19 protein-coding genes and 1 pseudogene are annotated in these 21,421 nt (G+C 65.1%); 3 read left to right on the top strand and 17 right to left on the bottom strand.

The features are described 5' to 3' along the window. Positions 1 to 294: 294 nt before the first annotated feature. Positions 295 to 750, bottom strand: a complete 456-nt coding sequence (locus LCM4577_RS08805; RefSeq protein ID WP_041012435.1) for a GFA family protein — start codon at positions 748 to 750, stop codon at positions 295 to 297. Positions 751 to 814: 64 nt separating this feature from the next. Continuing rightward, positions 815 to 1,366, bottom strand: coding sequence for an isochorismatase family protein (locus LCM4577_RS08810; protein WP_071070784.1), 552 nt, complete (start codon positions 1,364 to 1,366; stop codon positions 815 to 817). A gap of 141 nt (positions 1,367 to 1,507) precedes the next feature. Here LCM4577_RS08810 and LCM4577_RS08815 point away from each other — a divergent pair, with 141 nt between their 5' ends. Next, positions 1,508 to 2,035, top strand: a complete 528-nt coding sequence (locus tag LCM4577_RS08815; protein WP_371410035.1) for a hypothetical protein — start codon at positions 1,508 to 1,510, stop codon at positions 2,033 to 2,035. Positions 2,036 to 2,044: 9 nt separating this feature from the next. Here the strand turns inward: LCM4577_RS08815 and LCM4577_RS08820 are convergent, their stop codons facing one another. Next, the gene (locus LCM4577_RS08820) at positions 2,045 to 2,953 is read right to left on the bottom strand and encodes a LysR family transcriptional regulator (RefSeq protein WP_071070786.1); all 909 of its coding nucleotides are present in this window, start codon (positions 2,951 to 2,953) and stop codon (positions 2,045 to 2,047) included. Between the two features lie 97 nt (positions 2,954 to 3,050). On the opposite strand from LCM4577_RS08820, the gene LCM4577_RS08825 reads away from it, so the two are divergent. Continuing rightward, entirely contained in the window at positions 3,051 to 4,289 is a 1,239-nt protein-coding gene (locus tag LCM4577_RS08825) for an MFS transporter (protein WP_116390005.1), read from the top strand. Positions 4,290 to 4,368: 79 nt separating this feature from the next. Here LCM4577_RS08825 and LCM4577_RS08830 read toward each other — a convergent pair whose 3' ends face one another. The 4 genes from LCM4577_RS08830 to LCM4577_RS08845 all read right to left on the bottom strand — a co-directional run bounded on the left by LCM4577_RS08830 (position 4,369) and on the right by LCM4577_RS08845 (position 9,323). Beyond that, positions 4,369 to 6,390 carry an amidase gene (locus LCM4577_RS08830; protein ID WP_071030920.1) on the bottom strand — a complete coding sequence of 674 codons (2,022 nt, stop codon included), beginning with the start codon at positions 6,388 to 6,390 and terminating at the stop codon, positions 4,369 to 4,371. 109 nt (positions 6,391 to 6,499) lie between these two features. After that, the gene (locus tag LCM4577_RS08835) at positions 6,500 to 7,402 is read right to left on the bottom strand and encodes an SEL1-like repeat protein (RefSeq protein WP_371410038.1); all 903 of its coding nucleotides are present in this window, start codon (positions 7,400 to 7,402) and stop codon (positions 6,500 to 6,502) included. After that, on the bottom strand, positions 7,378 to 7,665 hold the full coding sequence (locus tag LCM4577_RS08840; RefSeq protein ID WP_131803438.1) for a hypothetical protein: 288 nt from the start codon (positions 7,663 to 7,665) through the stop codon (positions 7,378 to 7,380). Before LCM4577_RS08840 ends, LCM4577_RS08835 begins: the two co-directional genes overlap by 25 nt. A 77-nt stretch (positions 7,666 to 7,742) precedes the next feature. Next, positions 7,743 to 9,323 (bottom strand): WD40 repeat domain-containing protein, encoded by a 1,581-nt coding sequence (locus LCM4577_RS08845; protein WP_071070792.1) that lies wholly within the window; start codon positions 9,321 to 9,323, stop codon positions 7,743 to 7,745. Positions 9,324 to 9,611: 288 nt separating this feature from the next. Here LCM4577_RS08845 and LCM4577_RS08850 point away from each other — a divergent pair, with 288 nt between their 5' ends. Further along, a complete protein-coding gene (locus LCM4577_RS08850; protein ID WP_116390006.1) occupies positions 9,612 to 9,701 on the top strand; it encodes a putative RiPP precursor in 90 nt (29 codons plus the stop codon). Between the two features lie 196 nt (positions 9,702 to 9,897). On the opposite strand, the gene xth is transcribed toward LCM4577_RS08850, so the two are convergent. The 10 genes and pseudogenes from xth to LCM4577_RS08900 all read right to left on the bottom strand — a co-directional run bounded on the left by xth (position 9,898) and on the right by LCM4577_RS08900 (position 21,376). Then, complete coding sequence (gene xth, locus LCM4577_RS08855) at positions 9,898 to 10,671, bottom strand: exodeoxyribonuclease III (RefSeq protein WP_071070794.1); 774 nt, start codon at positions 10,669 to 10,671, stop codon at positions 9,898 to 9,900. A 173-nt stretch (positions 10,672 to 10,844) separates the two neighbouring features. Further along, positions 10,845 to 11,501: an alpha/beta fold hydrolase gene (locus LCM4577_RS08860; RefSeq protein ID WP_041009483.1), complete on the bottom strand. Its 657-nt coding sequence runs from the start codon at positions 11,499 to 11,501 to the stop codon at positions 10,845 to 10,847. A 238-nt stretch (positions 11,502 to 11,739) separates the two neighbouring features. Continuing rightward, positions 11,740 to 12,852 (bottom strand): tetratricopeptide repeat protein, encoded by a 1,113-nt coding sequence (locus tag LCM4577_RS08865; RefSeq protein WP_071070796.1) that lies wholly within the window; start codon positions 12,850 to 12,852, stop codon positions 11,740 to 11,742. Continuing rightward, a complete protein-coding gene (locus LCM4577_RS08870) occupies positions 12,849 to 13,757 on the bottom strand; it encodes a Ku protein (RefSeq protein WP_040980642.1) in 909 nt (302 codons plus the stop codon). The genes LCM4577_RS08865 and LCM4577_RS08870 overlap by 4 nt, the downstream gene beginning before the upstream one ends. 361 nt (positions 13,758 to 14,118) lie before the next feature. Then, positions 14,119 to 14,407: pseudogene (locus LCM4577_RS08875) on the bottom strand (GIY-YIG nuclease family protein). A 191-nt stretch (positions 14,408 to 14,598) separates the two neighbouring features. Then, complete coding sequence (gene ligD / locus LCM4577_RS08880; RefSeq protein WP_071070798.1) at positions 14,599 to 17,091, bottom strand: DNA ligase D; 2,493 nt, start codon at positions 17,089 to 17,091, stop codon at positions 14,599 to 14,601. A gap of 238 nt (positions 17,092 to 17,329) precedes the next feature. Then, positions 17,330 to 17,554, bottom strand: coding sequence for a hypothetical protein (locus LCM4577_RS08885; RefSeq protein ID WP_040980638.1), 225 nt, complete (start codon positions 17,552 to 17,554; stop codon positions 17,330 to 17,332). Between the two features lie 94 nt (positions 17,555 to 17,648). Further along, on the bottom strand, positions 17,649 to 18,878 hold the full coding sequence (locus LCM4577_RS08890) for a GNAT family N-acetyltransferase (protein ID WP_116390007.1): 1,230 nt from the start codon (positions 18,876 to 18,878) through the stop codon (positions 17,649 to 17,651). 9 nt (positions 18,879 to 18,887) lie between these two features. Further along, a complete protein-coding gene (locus tag LCM4577_RS08895) occupies positions 18,888 to 20,195 on the bottom strand; it encodes a hypothetical protein (RefSeq protein WP_116390008.1) in 1,308 nt (435 codons plus the stop codon). After that, the gene (locus LCM4577_RS08900) at positions 20,192 to 21,376 is read right to left on the bottom strand and encodes a glycosyltransferase family 4 protein (RefSeq protein WP_083354672.1); all 1,185 of its coding nucleotides are present in this window, start codon (positions 21,374 to 21,376) and stop codon (positions 20,192 to 20,194) included. Before LCM4577_RS08900 ends, LCM4577_RS08895 begins: the two co-directional genes overlap by 4 nt. Positions 21,377 to 21,421 lie beyond the last annotated feature (45 nt).

Below are 21,421 nucleotides of genomic sequence, written 5' to 3' on the forward strand. Positions count from 1 at the left end.
CGCCGGTCGTGCGGACGAGGTCAATGCGGTTCGAGGGAGAAAGTGTTTCGCCCTTGCTTTCTCGTCCGTGTGCAGGAAGGCAAGTGCAACCGCCGCAATATACCGTTTTCGCGGAAGTTTCAGCGGGCGGCAAATGTGCCATGGTGAAGCCTGCGGTATGAGGCCGCCGTGGTCGACGCGGACGCCCAAGCACATCCCCAACAATGCGCCCCCAACGGCCGCGTCGACCATGTACGGAGATGGCAACGGCGACCTTGCCCTAGGTCGCCGCTTTTTTATCTGCACAGTCCTCGATCAACCCTGGGTGCCGGCGTATTCGGCGACCAGTCCCTCATATTCCTCGAAGGCGGGCAGCGCTTCGTAGCTGTGCACGGCCGATGTCTCCGCCCAGGGCAGTTTCTCAGCCGTCCAGGTTTCGATGAAGGGTGTGAACCAGGCGTGGTCGTCGAGCATGGTCGGGCGCAGATTGACGAACCAGTCGATCCCTTCCGGCCGCGTGAACATCCAGGTCATGCAGTAGCCGCAGAAATAGTGTTTCGACGCGCCGTGCAGACCGCCGACCACCGGCTCGCCCTTGGTTACCTCGAACCCTTCCGAGGGGACCGCCGCGCTCAATGAATAGGCGCTGGACGACATCGACTGGCAACCGGTGCAGTGACAGGCCATGGTGAGCAATGGCCTTGCCGAGATCTTCAGTCGCACGCGGCCACAGCGGCAGCCTCCTTCGGCGGGAAGAGTGAGGGTGGGCAAGATGGGACTCCTTGGGTTGTGGTTCGTCCCTTCTCCCCTTGTTGTGGGAGAAGGGACGGTGCGCTCAGCCTTCGGTCAGCTCAGCCGTCGTCGCCATCCGTGCGCCCTGCCCGGCGAACGCCTCGTTGTGGCGGGTGATGATGTCGGGCGCCTTTTCCTTTTCGCTGTCCTGCGTCGAATGCGCGTCGGAAACTACCGTGACGCCGAGCCCTTCGGCGAAGGCGCCCTTCACCGTGGCGGCGACGCAGAAATCGGTCTGAGCGCCGATGAGCACGACGTCCTTCGCGCCCTGCCCGGCCACCCATTCGGCGAGTTCGGGGTTCGAGAAGGCGTTGCCGACCTTCTTGCCGAAAGTCGGCTCGTCGGTCGCCTGGCCGAGCGGCGGCCAGACCGGCCAGCCGGAGGCGCCCGGCGCAAGCGGGTCGCCTTCCGGCCCGTCATGACGCACGAACGCCACCTTGCGGCCGGAACGCCGCGCCCAGTCGATCAGCCTGCGGGCGTGCTCGGCGATCGTGTCGGCGTCATGGATTGGCGGGTCGAAACGGCCGTCGAACATGCCGGTCTGCAGGTCGATGATGATCAGCGGCGCGGCGGYGGAGGGAGCGGTGTTCGGCATGGCGCGAAGATAGCGGAGGTGGGGGTCGGGTCAAGGACGAGGCAGGAGTCAGCAAGCAGCAACTCGCGCGACCCATCTACAATTTTTAGTTGTATTTATGATCAATCACAACTAATATGGTCGAGAGAGCGGGGGATGACAATGGACGAACAATACACGGTGTTCCTGATCGGAGGAGGCACGGGAGGTGACGAGCAGGCGGTGTTCACGCCGCGCAATGTGGGGAGCCGCTGCAGGCTTACCTGCAGCTATCGCAATAAAGTCATCGCTGCTGAAGAGGACGACTATTTCGAAGCCCTATGCCAAATCCGCAATCAGCTCGAAGTGGAAGGACTACTACCCTTTTGTTATGGCGCGAGCGCCAATGTTTTCCCTGAAGGCACCGTGACAGAGATGAGTCGAGGATTGGTGGTCTGCAAAGTGAAAACAGGTGAGCGTCCCAAAAAGGGCGACCTAGTCAATATATTTGACGACGGCTATGATGTGATGCCCGTGTTCGTCTCCATGCAGCAGAAGTTTTGGGATTCGTGGCTCGCCTCCTTGCCCCGGTCGCAAGACGCGGAGATTGCGAATTCAAAGGGCGGCGCAGTCCACTCTCTCCGGCGGTCTTTGACACTTAGCTTCGGCAAGATGTTGAAGTCGCTTTTTCGACTGCCTGGGGGAACATAAGCCTGGCCCTCACGACATCAGCGGCATCGGCCCCTTTAGCGCCTCGGCCAGCGCATCGCGGAAGACCGCGATCGGGCGCGCCAGCCGGCCGGCCGGGGGGCGGTGGAGCAGCCAGCAGCGCACCTGCGGCTTGAAGCCGGGGCAGTCGACCACCTCGACCGCGTCGCGCCATTGGCTGCCTGACAGCGCGCCGGGCGTGACGACGCCGATGCCGTGGCCGCGCGCCACCAGCGACATTCTCAGATCCGCGCCCTGCGCCTCGACGCCGACATGGAAAGGCAGCCGCGCCGCCTCGAAGCGGTGGCGGATGAAAGCGCGGAAGCCGCAGCCGCTTTCGTTGAGCACCCAAGGATAGCGTGCGAGATCGTTGAGCTCGGCCGGCTTCGGCACGCCAAGGCTTGGCGAGGCCACCAGCAGCACCGCCTGCACGCCGAGATCGTCGCCGACGAGCTCGGGCGGCGGCGCGACGCCCTCGGCAAGGCAGACGGCGACGGCATCGATCTCGCTGTGCAGCACCTGCTCCACCAGGCGCGGCGAGAGGCTGGAGGTGATCTTGAGCGTCAGTTGCGGGAAGGCTGCGCGCAGACTGTCGAGCGGCTCGGACAGCGCGCTGGTCGAAAGGTAAGGCATGATGCCGAGGCGGAACTCGCCCCTCACCTCGCCGTCCGGCGAGACGCCCGCCTTCATATCCTCCAGCGAGCGCAGCACGCGGCGGCCATGCTCATAGGCCTCGCGGCCGGACGCGGTGGGCTTGAGCGGCTTCGACTGGCGGTCGAGCAAGGACGTCGCCAGTTGCTCCTCGAGATTTTGCACCCGACGCGTCACGCCGGGCTGGGTGAGGTTGAGCCTAGCCGAGGCGCCGACGATCGAGCCGGTTTCGACAACGGCGACGAAAGCTTCGAGGTCATGGATGTTCATGCGTATCTCGCATAATCATTATCAGATCATTTGAATTGTAGCATTATGATCAATGCGAATAAAGTCCTCGCGAAATATGCGGACAGCGAGGCTACCCATGAACGGAACAGACAACGCCCGGATCGCGACGGCCAAGTTCGGCGATCCGTCGCCGCATGCCGGAGGCGGCACCATCACCCGGTCCCAGACGCTGCTGTTCGCCGCCTCTGTCGGCATCATCGTCACCAATCTGTTCGCGCCGCAGACGCTGGTCGGGCTGATCGGCCCGTCGTTGGGCGCCGCGGCATCGGAGGGTGGGCTCGTCTCGATGGCCACGCTGCTCGGTTATGCGGCKGGACTGTTCCTCCTGGTGCCGCTGTCGGATCTCGTCGAGAACCRCGTGCTGGTTCTGCGCATGCTTTGCGCGGCGGCGCTCGCGGCGGCGGTCRCTTCGTTCGCGCCGGCCGCCCCCTCGCTGCTTGCCATGCTGTTCGTGCTCGGCGCCGCCTGTTCCTGCATCCAGGTGCTGGTGCCGGTCGCGGCCTCGATGGCGCCGCCCGGACAGGACGGACGCGTCATCGGCGACGTGATGAGCGGGCTGATGATCGGCATCCTCTTGTCGCGCCCGATTGCCAGCCTCGTCGCCGACGCCTTCGGCTGGCGCGCATTCTACGGCATCAGCGCCGCGGCGCTGGCGCTGCTCGCCATCCTGCTCGGCCTGACGCTGCCGAGGCGGAAACCGGTGGCGCATGCGACCTATGCGGAGCTCATCGCCTCGCTGATCGGACTTCTGGGTCAGGAGCCGGTGCTGCGCCGCCGCGCCTTTACCGCCAGCCTGGTGATGGCCGCCTTCAGCGTGTTCTGGACCGCGGTGGCGCTTCGCCTCTCCGCTCCGCCCTTCAATCTCGGCCAGAAAGGCATTGCCCTGTTCGCGCTGGTGGGCGCTGGGGGTGCGGCGGTGACGCCGATCTTCGGCCGCGCCGGCGATCGCGGCTTTACGCGTTCCGCCACGATCCTGTGCCACCTCGTGCTGATCGCGGCGCTCGGCCTCGCCGCATGGGCGGGCGCAGCCAAGGCCGGCGACGCATGGCTGCCGCTCATCCTCATGGGTGTCAGCGCCGTGCTGCTCGACATCGGCGTCACCGGCGACCAGACGCTCGGCCGCCGGGCCGTCAACCTGCTGCAGCCTAAGGCGCGCGGCCGCATCAACGGGCTGTTCGTCGGCATCTTCTTCATCGGCGGCGCGATCGGCTCGCTGCTGGCGGGGGTGGCTTGGGCGTGGGGCGGATGGAACGCGGTGTGCGCGGCAGGCGCGATATTCGGGGTGACAGCGCTGGCGGTGGATTGGATGGGATAGTGGGAGCGCCTTGTGGGGAAGCGCCGGCGCCAGAGCGCTTAATCTCCCCTCTTGTGGGGAGATCGGCAACTTCGTCGCCTCAGCCAATCCCGCCAGTCACGACATACGCCCCGGCAGCGCGCCCGTCTGCCAGCCTTACGATCGCGGTGACGATAGAGCCATAGGAACCGCGCCAGACGCTGTGGAAGCCTTGATGCGTAGAGGCCGGCAGCACGATCCGGCCGGTATAGCGGTTACCGCCGGCCTGCATGATCACCGGCTCGCCATTAACGTGGACTTTCACGGCCGCCTCCGGTTCCGCCCTGCCCGCCTCGATCTCCAGCGCGATCGTGATCTCGTCCGTATCACCGGCGCGGACCGTTTCGGCGGTCAGCATCAGGGCAAACGGCGCACCGCCCGCACCACTCGTCACACCGCTGCCCGCCGCAAACACATCGTCCGCCAGCGGCGGCGTGCGCGACGGAGCGGTGCGGCGCCTTGTGGCGCACTCATAATCGCCGGCAATCCTCAGCAACGCCACGTCGTCATGAGCCTTGCCGGCGAAGGTCAGGCCGACGGGCATGCCGATATCGGCCATGGTGCCCATCGGCACGGTCACCGTGGGGATGCCCAGATGCCGCCAAACGAGATTGCCGTTGGCGACCCAGGTGCCGTTGCGCCAGGCAAGCCGGGCGGAAGCCTCGTTGACGTCGGCATCGGCCGGGCCGACATCGGCGACCGCCGGCAGCACCATTGCGTCGAGGCGGTTGGCATCGAGCCAGTCCTCAAAGTCGATACGGCGCGTTGCTTCCAGGCCCTTCAGGCCTTCCTCGATGGTTGGGATATCTTCCAGTCGCGCCACGCCCTGCTTCGCGCGCTCGACATACTGCGCCAGATCGAAATCGGCCTCGCCATAGCGGTCGCGCAGCGTGCCCGGCGGCTGCGGGAAGATCTTTGCGCCGTCGACCGAAGCGAGATCGGGGATCGCGGGATCGGCATTGGCGCGCAGGAAATCGTCCCACGACCAGATGGAAAGGTCCCAGATCTCGCGTTCGGCGAATTCCTTCGGCACCAGCCCGCGATCGACCATGGAGCGGGCGCCCGGACGGTCGCGCTCGTAATTGGAGACGACGGGGAAATCGACCTCGACCACCTGCGCGCCGAGCGCCTGCAGGTCGCGCGCAGCCTGCCGCCACAACTCCAGCACCGAGGCGCGCGTCTCGATCGGGCGATCCGAGCCCTTATCCTTGCCGATATACATCTTCGGCACGCCCAGACGTTTTCCCTTGAGCGCGCCCTGCACGGCAAGCGCGGCATAGCTCGCCTGCCGCAGCGCCGAGGCTTTCGGGATTTGCACCCAAGGCTGCACGCGCCAGAAATCGCCGCGCGTCTCTTCATCGTCGGCGACGATCACATCGAGCAGCTCCAGCATGTCGGCGACGCTTCGCGTGTGCGGCACGACCACATCCATGGTCGGCACCAGCGGCCAGTTGCCGCGCACCGAGATGACGCCGCGCGAAGGCGTGTAGGCCACCAGCGCATTGTTGGAGGCCGGCGCGCGACCGGACGACCAGGTTTCTTCGCCCAGGCCGAAGGCCGCGAAGCTGGCCGCGGTCGCCGTGCCCGAGCCGTTGGACGAGCCGGAGGCGAAAGCGGCGGTGAGATAGTCGGCATTATACGGGCTTTCGGCGCGGCCATAGACGCCGCGCTGCATGCCGCCATTGGCCATCGGCGGCATGTTGGTGAGGCCGATCAGCACCGCGCCGGCGGCGCGCAGCCTGGCGATGGTGAAGGCGTCCTCGTTCGCCGTGAGATGCTCGAAGGCCGGCGAGCCGGCGGCAACCGTCAGCCCCTTGGCCTTGTAGCTGTCCTTGGCGGTGTAGGGGATGCCGTCGAGCGGCCCGAGCGTCTTGCCCTCGCGGCGGCGGCGGTCGGACGCTTCGGCTTCCTCGAACATGTTCGGGTTGAGGACGGGCACGGCGTTGAGCACGATGCCGTGGCGGTCGTAATGCGCGATGCGCTTGAGATAGGCCGCGACCAGCTCGACGCTGGTGATGGTGCCGTCTTCCAGCGCGCGGCGCAGGTCGGCGATCGAGGCTTCGACGAGGTGGAGGGTGGGCATGATTTGCTCGGCTGGCGTGGCATTGCGCTACCCTTGCCTGCCGGACATCAACACCGCAAGGGGCGAGACCGGACGTCGCAATCGCTTTCGCAAATCATCGGTGATGCACTCACAGCGTCTTGCTGTCGAACTGGCCGTTTTGTTTCATGAGTTGGAGAAAAGCCTTGGCTTCTTCGCTACGATGCCCCGCCGCCTTAACGAACCATTTGCCGGCTTCCGGGTAGTTGGGCTTGCCACCTATCCCGCTGTAGTAGAGCTTGCCGAGGTTGAGTTCGGCAGTGACATTTCCAGTTCTGGCCGCCTGCAGCAACCAGAATTCGCCGGACTTCTCGTCCTTCGATATGCCTCTGCCGGTGGCATACGCCGCGCCCAAATTCAATTCGGCCGAAGCGTCTCCCTGCTTCGCCGCCTTGAGCCACCATGAAACGGCATTCTCGTCGCTCTGGGGGAGGCCCGCACCGGTCAAATAAGCAATGCCCAGGCTGGACTGCGCATAGGCATCTCCCTGGTTCGCTGCTCTTAGCCACCAAGACGCGGCTTCCGCGTCGTTCCTGGCCACACCCTTGCCCGTCGAATAGGCAAAGGCCAGCGCTGACTGCGCCGGGATATTACCTTGCTCGGCTGCTTTACGGTACCAGACAACAGCTTGGGCATCATCCTTTCCGACCCCGCTGCCCAGCGCGAAAGCATTCCCGACGGCAGTTTGTGCATCGACTTGGCCGCGCGCAGCGGCCTTCATCCACCATTCGAATGCTCTCTCGAAATCCTGGTTGACACCGTGGCCGCGCGCATAAAGGGTGCCGAGCAAACTCTGGCCGTTTGGCTCTTCGTTGTCGGCGGCTTTTCTTACCCAGGTCGCAGCAATCTTATAGTCTCTCTCCACGCCTTCGCCGACATAGTAGGCGCGACCTATGCTGTAGGCCGCCTGGGCGCTTCCTCCATCTGCAGCCTTCCGCCACCAGTAAAGTGCCTGCTCGCGGCTTTGCGCTACGCCTTGGCCTTCCCAGCACAGAACCCGAGACCATACTGGGCGCCGGGATTACCCATTTTTGCCAGTAAAGAAAGCTGTCGATACTCTTCCGCGTAGTCCTTTTTCAGTTTGGCGGCTTCGGCCTTCCTTATCGCGGACCACTGTTGGTAGTAGTTCAAGGCTGGTCCAAACAGCACGAAGCCCGCCATCACGACCAAGGCGAGGCTCAGCATCAATCCGGGACGAGGCGCCCGCGGACCAAAGACTGGTGTCTGGGATTTAGGTGGCCATTCGTAACTGCTCAAGATTGCCCGTCCATTTGCAATCAACAGTAGTTGATAGCGCAAGCTGGGCTGCACTGAAATATACCCTCCACTAAAAACTATTCCGGTGCCCCGGCAAACAGCACCGTGCCATCGCCTCCCGTGGCCGGCCAGTTGCGGATGGTGCGGTCGATGCCGCCGGTCAATAGCGTGCCGTCGGCGGCGAACGCCACCGAGTACATTGGTCCGGTGCCGGGATCGAATTCGGCGATCTCGGCGCCGGTGTCCATGTTCCAGATACGCGCCGTGCCGTCGAGCGAGACGGAACCGAGACGTTTGCCGTCGGCCGACAGAGCCAGCGCATAGACCGTGCCTGAATGGCCGTCGAAGCGGCGGATCTCCTTGAAAGTGTCGAGGTCCCAGAGTTTGATCGTGTAGTCGCCGCTGCCGGTCACCGCGTGGTGGCCGTCGGCCAGGAAGACCGCGCCATAGGCGCCGCGGTCGTGGCCGTGCCAGCTGCGCAGCTGCTTGCCCGCAACGATATCCCACAGCTTCAGCTCGCCGTCGATGCTGCCCGTGAGCGCCCTGGTGCCGTCGGGCGAGATGGCGACGGAGCTCACCGACCAGTCATGGCCAGGCAGCACATGCAGCACCGTCCCCTTCTCCAGGTCCCAAACAACCACAGAACCGGTGTCGTGGCCACTGACGGCGCGCTTGCCGTCCTGGCTGATCTTCAACTGCCTGACGCCGCCGTTCGCCCCCGAGGAGAAGACGTGCAGCACCGTGCCGTCGGAGAGCTGGCGCAGCACGATCTCGCCGTCGTCGCCGGCGGTCAGCGCCGTCTTGCCGTCGGGCATGAAAAGCGCGCTGCGCGCCATGTCCTTTTGCTGGCCAAGATCGCGGATCAGCCGCTTGCCGTTGATGTCCCAGAGCTTGATCATGCGGTCGGTGCTGGCACTCATGATCTCGTGGCCGTCGGCGGACACCGCCAGCCAGACGACGGCATCGCGATGACCTTCCGGCGCCGTCGGCTGAGGCGGAGGCGCCGGCGGAGGCGCCGCCACCGTCTGCGGCGGCACGGGCGCGAGCGCCGTCTGCTCGGTCGGCTGGACGGGCTTTGCCGGTTGGGCAGGCTGCGGTGGCGCGTACTCGGCCGGCTGCATCGGCTGGATGGGAACTGCAACCGGCTCGGGCACCGCGGACTTTGCTGCCTCTTGCTGCGCGGGTGCGGCTGGCTCGATGTTCGCCTCCGGCGTGGCCGGTTTTGCGCCCGCCTCCGGCGTAGTTTTTAGCTCGGATGGCCGGGGCGCCGGCTCCGCCGGCGCGGCGGCGACTTCCTTCGCCGGCTCGCTGCGCGGTTCCTGTGTCCGCCACGGGCCGAACTGGTCGGCGATGATGACGAGCAGGGCCAAAAGCGGCAAAGCGAGTGCTGCGCGGCGCAGTCGTGGATGGCCTGCCGGCGCGATCTCGGCGTCGCGGCCGAACAAAGGGGCGGCCGGATCATGCCTGCCGGCGCCCGGCAGCAGGCCGGCGAGAAACAGCAGCCCGGCAAGGACCGACAGCAAGCCGGCCACACCGAAGACTTCCAGGCGCGCCATCGCCGGCGGCTTGCCGCCAAGCGCCGGATAAAGCTTGGCGAAACAGGCAGTGCCGACGGCAAGCATCGCCAGCGCCAACAGCCTGTCGGTCGATCTCTTCATCGGTCTTCCCCCCGCACCTCGCGGCCGCCGCTGCCTTGTCACATGCGGCAGCAGGCCGGCCCCGGTATCTTAGCCGAGCTCGCGGCCAAGGCTAAGTGCAAGAGATCACACAGCCCCGCCGTCGATATCTTTGGCATCCATTTCCCAGCCGGCGCGGTCGCCCACTATTGGGTGCGGTTGTATCAGTAGAGACTATCCCCAGGAACAGAACAGCTCGCTACAGCCGGTTGTTGACAGAAATTGCTCATGTGAGATTATCCACTCGGGATTTTTAAGGAGAGCAACCGCATGAAGAAGACTTACGAGAAGCCGATTTTGGTCCGCAAGGGCAAGCTTTCGACGGTGGTGGCGGGTTCGCCGCCCGTCTTGCCGGGTTGATGCTGAAATCCTCGGTGCTTCTGCAGCATAAACCGACGAGGGACGCATAATAGAAAGACTTACGAGAAGCCGATTTTCGTCCGCAAGGGCAAGCTTTCTGCGGTGGTGGCGGGTTCGCAGCCGCCTACGCCCATATAAGCGGGGCACCAGAACCTGATTCTCAATAATCCCCGCCACGGCGGGGATTTCTGTTTTCTCACCCCAACTCCACCCAGACCGGCGCGTGATCGCTGGGGTTTTCCCCTCCCCGCACCTCGCGGTCAATGCCCGCGCCCTTCAGCTTCCGCGCCAGCTTCTTCGACAACAGGATGTGGTCGAGCCGCAAGCCGGCGTCGCGCGGCCAGCGGTTCCGGCGGTAATCCCAGAACGTGTAGAGCCGCTCCTCCCTGGGAAAGACTTTGCGCAACGCGTCCGTCCAGCCCTGGTCGATCAGCGCGGCGAAGGCGGCCCGGCTTTCGGGCTGCACCAGCGCGTTGGCGTCATAGGAGCGGGTTTCATAGATGTCGCGCGGTTCGGGCACGATGTTGAAGTCGCCGGCCAACACCACCGGCAGGCCGGTGCCGATGAGATCGCCGGCGTGCGCCGCGAAGCGCTTGTGCCAGGCGAGCTTGTAGTCGAATTTCGGCCCCGGTTGCGGGTTGCCGTTGGGAGCATAGAGGCAGGCGATGACGACGCCGTCGACCGCGGCCTCGATATAGYGCGCTTGGCGGTCGGCATCGTCGCCGGGCAGCGCGTCGCGCGTCAGGACAGGCTCGGCGCCGCGAGCCAGGATGGCGACGCCGTTCCAGGTCGGCTCGCCCTTCCACACCGCGCCATAGCCGGCCTTGGCGAGCCTCGTCAGCGGGAATTGCGTGTCGCGGGATTTCAGCTCCTGCAGGCAGACGACATCGGGTTCGGCGCGGGCGAGCCAGGCCAGCAGGTTTTCGAGCCGGCTGTTGATGTTGTTTATGTTGAAGGTGGCGAGTTTCATGCTCGGATGCCGAAGGCGCCCCTCGCTTCGTCATCCTCGGGCTTGACCCGAGGATCCATGCCGTGACGCCCGCCATCGAACGGGGCGGGGCAAAATTCTGAACCGTTGCAACCCCTTAACGTCACGGAATGGATCCTAGGATCTGCGCGCGTCGCTTCGCTCCTTGCTCCGCCCTAGGATGACGACGCCGAGTGGTGCGCCAGCTTGGCCTTGATCGTCTCCGACACCGTCTTCAGATGATCGCCCGTCGAAAAACCCGAGATCGCCTTTCGCGGCTTCAGATCGTGGTCACCGTCCTCCAACCACACCATCTCGATCGCATTGGAAAGGCCGTAGGTTGCGACCTCGTCCTTTGTGCCGAACTCATCGCGCGTGCCTTGGAAGATCAGCGTCGGCGTCTTGAGGTCGGCGAGATGCTTCGTGCGCAACTGCTCCGGCTTGCCCGGCGGATGGAAGGGATAACCCAGACAGACCAGGCCGGCGATCTCGCCCTTGGCAAACATCTCGTCGGCGACCATCGAGGCGACGCGGCCGCCCATCGACTTGCCGCCGATGATCAGCTTGCCGGTCACGCCCCTGGCGCGCAGATCGGCAATCGCCTTGATGTATTCGGGGTTCACCGTCTCGGCGCGCGGCGGCGGCTTGCGGTGACCGTAGCGGCGCGCGGCCATGTAGTGGAATTCGAACCGCGCGACCTGGAAACCGGTGGCGGCAAGCGCCTTGGCGGTGGCGGTCATCGATGGCGAGTCCATCGACGCGCCGGCGCCATGGGCGAGCAGGATGGTGACGGGGGCGGTGTCGAAGCCATCGAAGAGGAAGTGGGTCGTCATAGGACCGTTCTCGGCGCGGCGGCGAAACTGCTGATCTCCCCCCTTGTGGGGGAGATGGCCGGCAGGCCAGAGGGGGGCGCGAAGGAATGCCGACTTCTGCCTTTGTAAGATGACAATTCTAGAGGTCGTGGCAGCGAGCCGGTTAGAGGCCGGCGGGACAGCGCCCCCCTCTGTCCTGCCGGACATCTCCCCCACAAGGGGGGAGATTGGCTGTCGCGAAGGCCTTCGCCAACCATCTTCACCCCGCCGTACGCGCCATGTGCAAATCCACGAACTGTATCCCCTTTTGCGCGGTCCGCGCCCATTCGGACTCGGCATCCAATTCCAGATAGCGGACCCACAAACGGCGGGCCTCCATCAGATTACCCGCATCGAATTCCAGCCGAGCCAGGTTGAACACCGGGTCGGCATAGGCCTTGTCGAGCGCGATCGCCTTTTGCAGATGGCGCCTTGCCGAAGCCACCTTGCCCTCGTCGCTCATCAACCCAGCGAGGTTGAACCAGGCTTCGACGAAGCCAGGATCGAGTTTTATCGCGCGGGCATAATCATGCGCGGCTTCGGCAATCCGGCCTCCTGCGCGCAGGCAGTTGGCGCGGTTGAAGGCGGCGATCGCATCCTTGGGGTCGATCGCCAGGCAGCGCTGGTAGAGCGCCGCCGCATCGTCGTGATGCCCCTGCTCTTCCGCCATCTCGGCCTCGGCGAACAGTTCCTCCAGCGTGTCGTCTTCCGGCGAGCCCAGGTCGAACAGCAATTGGCCGTCGAGCTCGCTCGTCCCATCGTCGAGATAGATCGCGTCCGGTCGGCCATGCTGGGAGCCGAGATTGAGCGATTTTGCCGTGAGCGAGGCTACCGGGCCGGAGCGGTGCACGGAGCGCGCGATCGCGCCCCAGCTGGCGCCGCTGGCGATCAGCCCGGCATATTTGCGCGCCAGGATCAGGTCGCGGAAAGAATAGGGTTCGCCGTCATGCTCGAAGGCGTCGAACAGCGAGAGCATGTCGAGATCGTCGCCCRCAAGCCGCGACTGGTCGACGAGCGACTGCCTGGAGAGCGACGAGGCGTCGGGCGCCTTCATCAGACCGAGCAGGCGCAGGAAACCGTTCTCGCTGAGGAGTTGGCGGCCTGCTTCGCGCTCCGCCTTCACGCGGCGCTCGATCTCGACGTCGCCKGATTTCGCCGCCTTGGCGAGAAGCGCGCGGCCGAACACGACATGGGTGGTGCGGCGGGTGACGCCGCGCCTCAGCTCGGCGTGGCGGCGCTCGACCTCACGGACAGCGAGGCGCAGCGGAAAGGCGGCCAGCGCGCCGACGACGCCGAAGACGGCGCCGGGAACGATGACTGGCCCTGCCGTCACTTCTTGCTCTTGCCGACGGCCTTCAACAGGTTCGCCTTCAGTGGGTTTTCGGCCGCGCCGCCCGCGGCCGCCTTCCTGGCGGGTTTTGCCGGCGCTTCCTCGGCTTTGCTCTTCGACTTGGCCGGGGGCTTCGCCTGCTGCGACAAGCTCGCCTTCAACGCGTCCATCAGGTTGATGACGTTGCCCCGCTCGGGCGCTGCCGCGATGATCGGCTTGTGGCCCTTCAGCTTCTCGCGGATCATCGCCATCAGCGCCACCTCGTAGCGATCCTCGTAGTTCTTCGGATCGAAATGGGTCTGCTTCTGCTTGATCAGCGCTTCGGCCAGCTGCAACATCTCGGGGTCGGGCTTGGCATCCGGGATGTTGCCGAAATATTCAGTGGTGCCGCGCACTTCGTTGGGGTTCCTCAAGGTGCAGACGAACATCCCTTTCTCGCGCGCGCCGATCGTCACCACGCGTTCGCGGCTGGAGAGCACCAGGCGGGCGATCGCCAGCTTGCCGGACTTGCGCATGGCTTCGCGCAGCACCGCGAAGGTTTCTTCCGCCATGGCGCCGTCGGGCGCCAGATAATAGGGCGAGTCCTGGTAGATGACGTCGACCTCGCCCTCGTCGACGAAGGCCTCGATGTTCATCGTATGGTTGGATTCGATCCGGACCGCATCGAGGTCGGCGTCGTCGATGATGATGTACTGCTTGTCTTCATATTCGTAACCGCGCACCAGGTCCGAGCGCTCGACCAGGCCGAGCTCGGGATCGACCGGCTTCATGTTGATGCGGTTGTGCGTCTTCTTGTGCAGCTGATTGAACGAGATGCGCTCGCTCGCGCTGGTGGCCGGATAGAGCCGGACCGGACAGCTGACGAGGCTGAGCTTGAGGTAACCTTTCCAACTTGCCCTGGGCGCCATGATGAACTCCTACGCGGCCATGCACTGACACTATGTTGGAGCATGGTCTTGTCCAAAAACCGGTTCCCATTTTTTGGAACCATGCTCTTTGCAGCGCTTCGTCCGCAGGACGATTGGCGCTCTGGAAATCCTACACCGACCCCTGATGGTACTGCCGAATTCCTAGCGAAATGTTTTCGGGGCGGGTTGGCGCGGAGGATAATTCAAATTGTAGGAAGCGTCGATGGAGTGGATTGAGGCGCTGGAGATTAGCCGAAGCCCCGAAGCTTCGTCATCCTAGGGCGAAGCAAGGAGCGAAGCGACGCGCGCAGACCCTAGGATCCATGCCGTGACATGCGAGCGCCGCGACGGTGCGGATCGCTTACCAGCCCGTCCCGCGAAAGAGCTCGGACCATTCTGGATTGGTCTTCTCGATCAGTTCGATCTTCCATTGGCACGGCCAGCGCTTTAACGATTTTTCGCGCTGTATGGCATCGGCCGATATCGAAGTATTCCTCGTACCAGACTAGACGTTGCACGCCGTAGCGGCTGGTGAAACGCGAGCCTTGGCCGTTCTTGTGCTCGGGCATCCGACGCGCGAGGTCGTTGGTGACACCGATGTAGATCGTGCCGCCTTTCTGGCTCGCGGTCATATACACGTAACCTGTCATCGAGCGATCCTAATTGGCGCTGGTTCTGGCAGCTATTCTTCTGGACCGCCGCATCCTAAGGCCAATGTCACGGCATGGATCCTAGGGTCTGCGCGCGTCGCTTCGCTCCTTGCTCCGCCCTAGGATGACGAAATCTAGCACTGGCGCAGCCCCTCTCCGGCCGCTGCGCGGCCACTTCGTGGGGCGAGGAACTAGCGCTCAAACACCGGCAGATCTCTCGCCGCCTCATCAATCTCCGCCCATGGATCACCCGACGTCTCGAGCAATCCCGGCAGCGAGGCGTAGTTCAAATCCTCCGGAGCGTCGATTGCTTCGAGGTCGGTCCAGCTCACCGGGGTCGAGKCCGGCAAATTGGTGCGGGCGCGCAGCGAATAGGGGGCGGCGGAGGTGTGGCCGCGGGCGTTGCGGTGGAAGTCGATGAAGATGCGCTTCTTGCGGTTTTCCTTGCCCATCGTGGTGGTGAAGGTGTCGGGCGCGCTTGCCGCCAGCAAAGTCGAAATCGCGCTCGAGACTTGGTGTAATTTCTTCCAGTTCTGCTTGCGCGTCACCGGCACCGTGATGTGGATGCCCTTGCCGCCTGAGGTCTTGGCGAAGGGCACCAGCCCCAAACCTTCCAGTCCGGCCTTGATGTGTACGGCCGCCTCCACCACCTCGCGCCACGAAATCCCCTCGCCCGGGTCGAGGTCGAAGACGATCTGGTCCGGCTTGTCGAGTTTTGTCCGGTGCGTGCCCCAGGTGTGGAACTCGACGACGCCGAATTGCGCCAGTGCCAGATAGCCCTTGGCGTCCTCGACCGAGAGATAGGTTTTCGTCTCGCCTTCCGAATTGGTAGACTCGAACACCGCCACCGAAGGCGGCATGCCCGTGAAGGCGTGGCGCTGGAAGAAGCAATCCTGCGGCTTGCCGGTCGGGCAGCGCACCAGCGATACCGGTCGGCCGATGATATGCGGCAGCATGAAATCGCCGACCAGCGCGTAGTATACGGCGATGTCGAGCTTGGTCGGCCCGGTCTTGCCGAACAGCCGCCGCTCCGGATTGGTCACCCAGATGGTGGCAAGGTCGGATTCGGCGATCAGCCGCTTGCGCTTGACCGCCACCGGCGTGGTCAGCCCGCCAACATCGCGCAGGCCGCGAAAGACGCCGTGGCGGATCGCGTTGTCGCCGGTGCGGTTCGAATAGCGGACGCGGGCCGACAGCAGCGGCTTCACCCAATGCATCTCGCGCATGATCTCGCGCGGCACGCCTTCGGGCGGGCTGGCGCCGGCCGTCAGCCGCTCCAGCCGGGCGAGCAGATCCCGCGCCATGTCGCTATCGAAGCCAGTGCCGACCTTGCCGCGATAGTGCAGTTCGCCATTCTCGAACTCGGCCATGCCGAGCGCCGCAAGCCCTTCCGCCTGGTCGGACACGGTATAGCCGGCGATGACGAAATCGTCCGTCTTTTGCGCCTTCACCTTGGTCCAGCTCTTGGTGCGGCCGCTCTGGTAGATGGCGTCGGCGCGCTTGGAGACGACACCTTCCAGTCCAAGCTCCGAGGCCTGATCGTACAGGCCCTGGCCATCGCCCTCGACATGATCGCTGTACTGGATGGCGGAATTGGCGGCCTGACCGGCGAGTAGCTCTGCGAGCAGACTCTTTCGCCTTTGCAGCGGCGCCTTGCGCAGGTCCCAGCCGTCGAGATGGAGCAGGTCGAAGGCGTAGAAATGCAGCTTCGAGCCGGCGCCTTCGGCTAGAGCATCCTGCAGCAGCGCGAAACGGGAGATGCCTTTATCGTCGAGAACCATGATCTCGCCGTCGATGATCGCCTGGCCGACCGGCAGCCGCGAAAAGGCCTGAGGGAGATCGCCATAGCGTTTCGTCCAGTCGATGCCGCCGCGCGTGATCAGCCGCACCTCGCCGCCCACCACATGCGCCATGGTGCGGTAGCCATCGAATTTTATCTCGTGCAGCCAGAGCTCCGGCGTCTTCCGCGAGGGGTGTTCACCGCCCGGCGGCTCCATCACCTGGGTGGCCAGTTGCGGCTCGATGCGGGCGGGCGGATCGCCTTTCACCGCGCCGGGCAGCGCGCCGGGCTTCAGCGAGCCACGCTTTGGCGGCAGGCGCTCCGCCCTCTTCGGCGGCGCGACCAGCTCCTCGATGCGGCGGCCGGACTTCACGCTCTCCGGCCGTGCCTCGAGGATATCGAGCTTGGTGTCGGAAGCGAGGTCGCGCTCCTTGAACAAGAGCCAGTTCTTCTTGTTCTCGTCCTCGCCGGGCTTCGGCTTCAGCCGGGTCAGCATCCAGCCGCCATTGAGTTTTTGCCCGGCCAGCCGGAACTTGAAGGCGCCGGTCCTGAGGCTTTTCTCGACATCCTCCATCGGCGCCCATGTGCCGGTATCCCAGACGATCATGGGCCCGCCGCCATATTCGCCTTCGGGGATGACGCCTTCGAAGTCGATATATTCGATCGGATGGTCCTCGGTCTCGACGGCAAGCCGCTTGTCGGCCGGGTTGAGCGAGGGCCCGCGCGGGACAGCCCAACTTTTGAGAACGCCRCCGACTTCGAGGCGAAGATCGTAGTGGTCGGCGGTAGCGTGGTGCTTGTGCACGACGAAGCGGTTGGAGGCCTCGCCGGCCATGCTGCCCGCGGGTTCGGGGGTGCGGGAGAATTCGCGCTTGGCGCGATAAGGTTTGAGGTTGGCGGGCATGGGTCAGCGCATGGTGGCCAAAGACAAACGCCTCGTTCCTTCGCGCCCCCCTCTGTCCTGCCGGACATCTCCCCCACAAGGGGGGAGATCAGATGTCACGACGGCTTTCGCTAATTTTCGACTATGCAGGAGAAGCGCCGTCGGCGGAACTGCCAATCTCCCCCCTTGTGGGGGAGATGGCCGGCAGGCCAGAGGGGGGCGCTGTCCCGCCAACCTCTCAGTCATCATCTCCGAATGCTCAATCGTCGATCGCCGGCGTCAATTCGAGCTCGGCGGGCGACAACCCTTGCCGCAGCTGGCTCAGCCGGAACTCGTCGACCCAGTAAGCCTCGCCGTCAACCAAAACGCGGGCGCTGTAGGAGCCGCCGGAAAAGCGCTGCGCGGTGACATAGACCTTGTGGCGTTCGAGCGCGGTCTTCACCGCGGCGCGGCGGGATTTTTCTCTGGCGACGGGACTGGCCATGACCTCACTCGAACACGCTGCCGCTAAAGATGCTGCTAGCCGTAAGCATGGCGGAGAGCGGAATGTGAGTCAATTTGTCGGCCAAAGCCGCCGCTCAGCCACCCGAGCGCAGCCGCCGCCAGCGCTGCATGAATTCCTGCGCGAGTTTGAACAGGCGCGGGTTGTCACGCACGAAGGCGACGCCCCGGCCGCGATATTTGATGGCCTGGCTCACCGCCACGCCCTTCAACGTGATGCCGTAGCAAAGCTCGGACAGAACCGACTTCACCGCGCCCATATGTTCCTTGTAGCTCTGGTTGCCGACGGACAGGTCGAAATAGTCAAAACCGGCGCCTCGCCCCCATCTGATCAGCTCGCCCATGATGCAAAGCCCGGGCGAAACGTTGGGCACCGCGGCCTGGTCGATCGCAATCAGCAGCGCGTGCAAGGTGCCCAGATGGACCGCCAGGTACTGGACCGCGACCATCACGTTGCCTGCGCGCAGGCCGAAGATCCGCACCGAGCCATCCGTCAGGCCGCGATGCGCAGCCTTGCGGTAGAAATCGATGACCGGCGGCCGCGCCAGCAGATCGAACCGGCCTAGTTCGCGAAAACGGCTGAGCCGCATTTGGACCAGCTTGCCGAAAATCGAGTCCACCAGGGCCGGCGTGTCGGCTTCCACCAGGGCCAGGCCACCATTGCGATCGAGCCGGCGCAGGTCCTTGTTGAGCGCCTTGACGAAGGACGGGCGGCAGATGCGCTTGACGACGGTTTCGGCGTCGCCATCCATGGAGATGCCGTAGTGCGAGTGGATGGAGTCGCGCGCCGGCGAAAGCAGCGCCAAGGGATTGTCGACGCCGCCGACCTCTTTCGGGATGCCGGCGATGTGGACGCGGTCGGCCGGCGGCAACACGGCAAACACCGCCGCCCACGCAGCCTCGGCGGATTGCCTGGTCCAGGGCGTCGCGTCGGCGAGCAGGGGTGCCGCATAGTCGCACACCCCACAGCTCAGCCATTCGATCACCCAATGGTGGAATGCGCGGCGCCGCATCAGCGGCACAAGCATCCTCGGCTCGCCCGTGCCTGCATCCCTCACCTCGACGATCGCAAGGTCGGCTTTTTGCGGCAGGAGCCCCTCAACGATCCCCTCGGCCCAGGCGAAATGCTGGTGGCCCGTGCACAAGCCCGTAGCCTCGAGACGCTGCCAGAGCGGTTTGATCGCCTCGAGGCTGGTGTGCAACTGCGCCACGTAAGCGCCGCTGGCCGCGCCGGCGGCATGCGGCGCGGTCTCGCCGTCGGCCAGGCCGGTCGTCATCGCGGCCATCGGCATTGCCTGGCTTGCCACATCATTCTCCTATCGTCTCTGCACGGCGAGCGTCGCCGCGCGGCGCCAGGCGCCGACCATCGTGGGGCGCTGCTCGCTCGGGTGCTTGAGGTTCCACATGCGATTGGCCGCGAAATACCATGAGGCCACGAGCACGAAGGTCTCGGACACCGCGGCGCCGGCCAGCGACCATGTCGACGGCGCGACGGCCAACAGGGCGCCGATCGTCGCGAGCCCGACAATCGCGCCGGCCATGGTGATGAAGGCGACGATGCGGAAATCGCCGACGATCTCGAGGACCACGCGCGGCATCACATAGGCCATGATCGGCGCGAAGTTGGCGATGGCGAAAATCCCGATCAGCCCGATCGAGGCGTGCTGTAGGGCTTGGGATCTGATCATCGGCAGGACGAACAGGACGCCGCAGCCATAGGCCAGGCCGCCGACGCCCATGACGAGCGCCCAGATCTTGGCCTGCATCCATACACGGTCGAACTCTTTGTTGCGCACCAGCTTTGCAAGTTCCGGCTGCACCATGTTCGAGAAGGCAAGGCTGGAAATGCGCAGCGGCGCAAACAGCACCAGCACCGCCGCCAGCGGCGCGTAAGCGGCGGGCCCGGCGATGCCCGCGACCAGAAGCGCCAGGGATTGCCCCTGGATGTTGGTGGTGGTGGCGCTGAACCCCGACCAGCAGAGCTGCGGCCAGAGCTTTGCATAGCGCCGCCAGGTCGGCGCGCGGAAGGAGACGCGCAGCCTGCGGCGCGCCAGTCTCACCAGCACGGCGATGCCGACGACATTGGCCGCGGCAAGCGCATAGAAGGTGGCCTGAAGCGCATCCGCGAAGAACCAGATCGCCGCCCCCGCGAGGACTGTGCCCGCGATGGTGAACACGGCGTCGCTGATGGAGACGACGAGTTGCATGCGACGAGCGAAGAAGGCCGTGCGCATATGGCTGCGCAGCGACCAGGCGCAGACGAAGCAGGCGGCGCCGATGCCGCTCGGATCGCCCAGGACGCGCATCAGCAATCCCGTGCCCAGCCCCATCAGCAGCGCCACCACCAGCGCCGCCGATCCGAAGGTCACGTCATAGGCGTCGACGCCGGCGCTGTTGGTGCTCTTGCTCATCCATATGGCGGCGGGAACGGCGGTAAGCGAGCGGATGTAGGACAAGCCGACGCCGCCCATCACCATGGCCAGCGCGAAGAGGCCGTAGCCTTCGGCCGACAGAAGATGCAGCAGCGCGATGTTAAGGGCAAAATGGAAGCCGCTCTGCATCGCTTCGCCGCCGACCATCAGCATGAGGCGCCGCACCAGATGGGCCGGGAAGGTGAACTTCACGGGCTCGTCTCCGCCTCGCGGGCGATGTGTGCCCGCCCCTGCCGCGGCGTTGCCGCCTTCAGCTTGTCGGCGACGATCGCCACGATCGCGGCGGCGGCGATATGTTCGCTGAACACCGCCTCGTAGCGCGCCCGGCCGGCGGCGGCGAAGCCGCGCCAGAGGTCCGGCCGCAGGATGATCTCCGTGAGCTTGCCGGCAAGGGCCGCGGCATTGCCGGGCGGCACGTGCCAGCCGGTCTCGCCGTCCGCCACCACTTCAACCAGCCCGCCGATCGCCGACACCAGCGGCGGCCGTCCCCAGCCCATCGCCTCGATGGCGACGCGGCCAAGCGATTCCGGGCGGCGCGACGGCACCGCCACGATATCCGCCCAGCGATAGTGGTCGGCGGGGTCGGAGACGAAAGGCAGCACCTCGACATGCCCGGTCAATCCCATGCGCCCGACCAGCTCGGCCAAGGCCTTTTCGCGCTCGACGCTTTCGAAGGCGCCGCCGACGAGGCGGACCTCGACGCGGTCGCGCAACTCCGTGGGGAGCGAGGCTACGGCTTCGAGCAGCACCTCCTGCCCCTTGATGCGGTTGACACGCCCAAGCAGCAGTATCTTGAGGGGCCGGTTGCCGTCATAGGTCATCGGCAGGGCGGCGGCCGGGCCGGCGACACCGTTATAGACGACGTGCGTGCGCCTTCCCTTGGCGTCGATGGCGGGCGGGTCGCCGAAGGTGGCGCGCGTGGCGCGGGAGTTGAAGATCAGGTCGGCCTTGCTCCAGCGCATCAAGGCGACAAGCACCTTGCGCAGGATGCCCTCGGGAATCTCGTGGATATGCAGCAGCGCCTTGCGAGGCAAAAGCCGCGCTGCCAGCGCATAATCGGCAATGATCGAAGTGTTGATATAGGTCAGTTCACTGCCCCGCATGCGCCGCCAGGCGCGCCAGAGCGCCGCCGGCAGCCGCGCCATCTCGACGGTGGCGAGCCTGAGCATCGCCTGGCGCCTCAGCACCCACAGCGGTTCGAACACGATACGGCTGGCATGCGGCTTGAGGATCTCGACAATCGGTCCCTCGCGCGGCAGCACGACCTCGATCTCGGCGGCCGGAAACGCCGCGCGCAACGCAGCCACGCTCTCCGCAAAGCTGCGATCCGAACCATAGAGCTCATAGCCCTGATGAACGCAGGCAATGCGCATCACTCTCTTTCCACCTTGCACCCCGGGTCCGCTCAGCACCGGACC

The sequence above is a fragment of the Mesorhizobium sp. LCM 4577 genome (genome assembly GCF_001854795.2).
Classification (GTDB): domain Bacteria; phylum Pseudomonadota; class Alphaproteobacteria; order Rhizobiales; family Rhizobiaceae; genus Mesorhizobium; species Mesorhizobium plurifarium.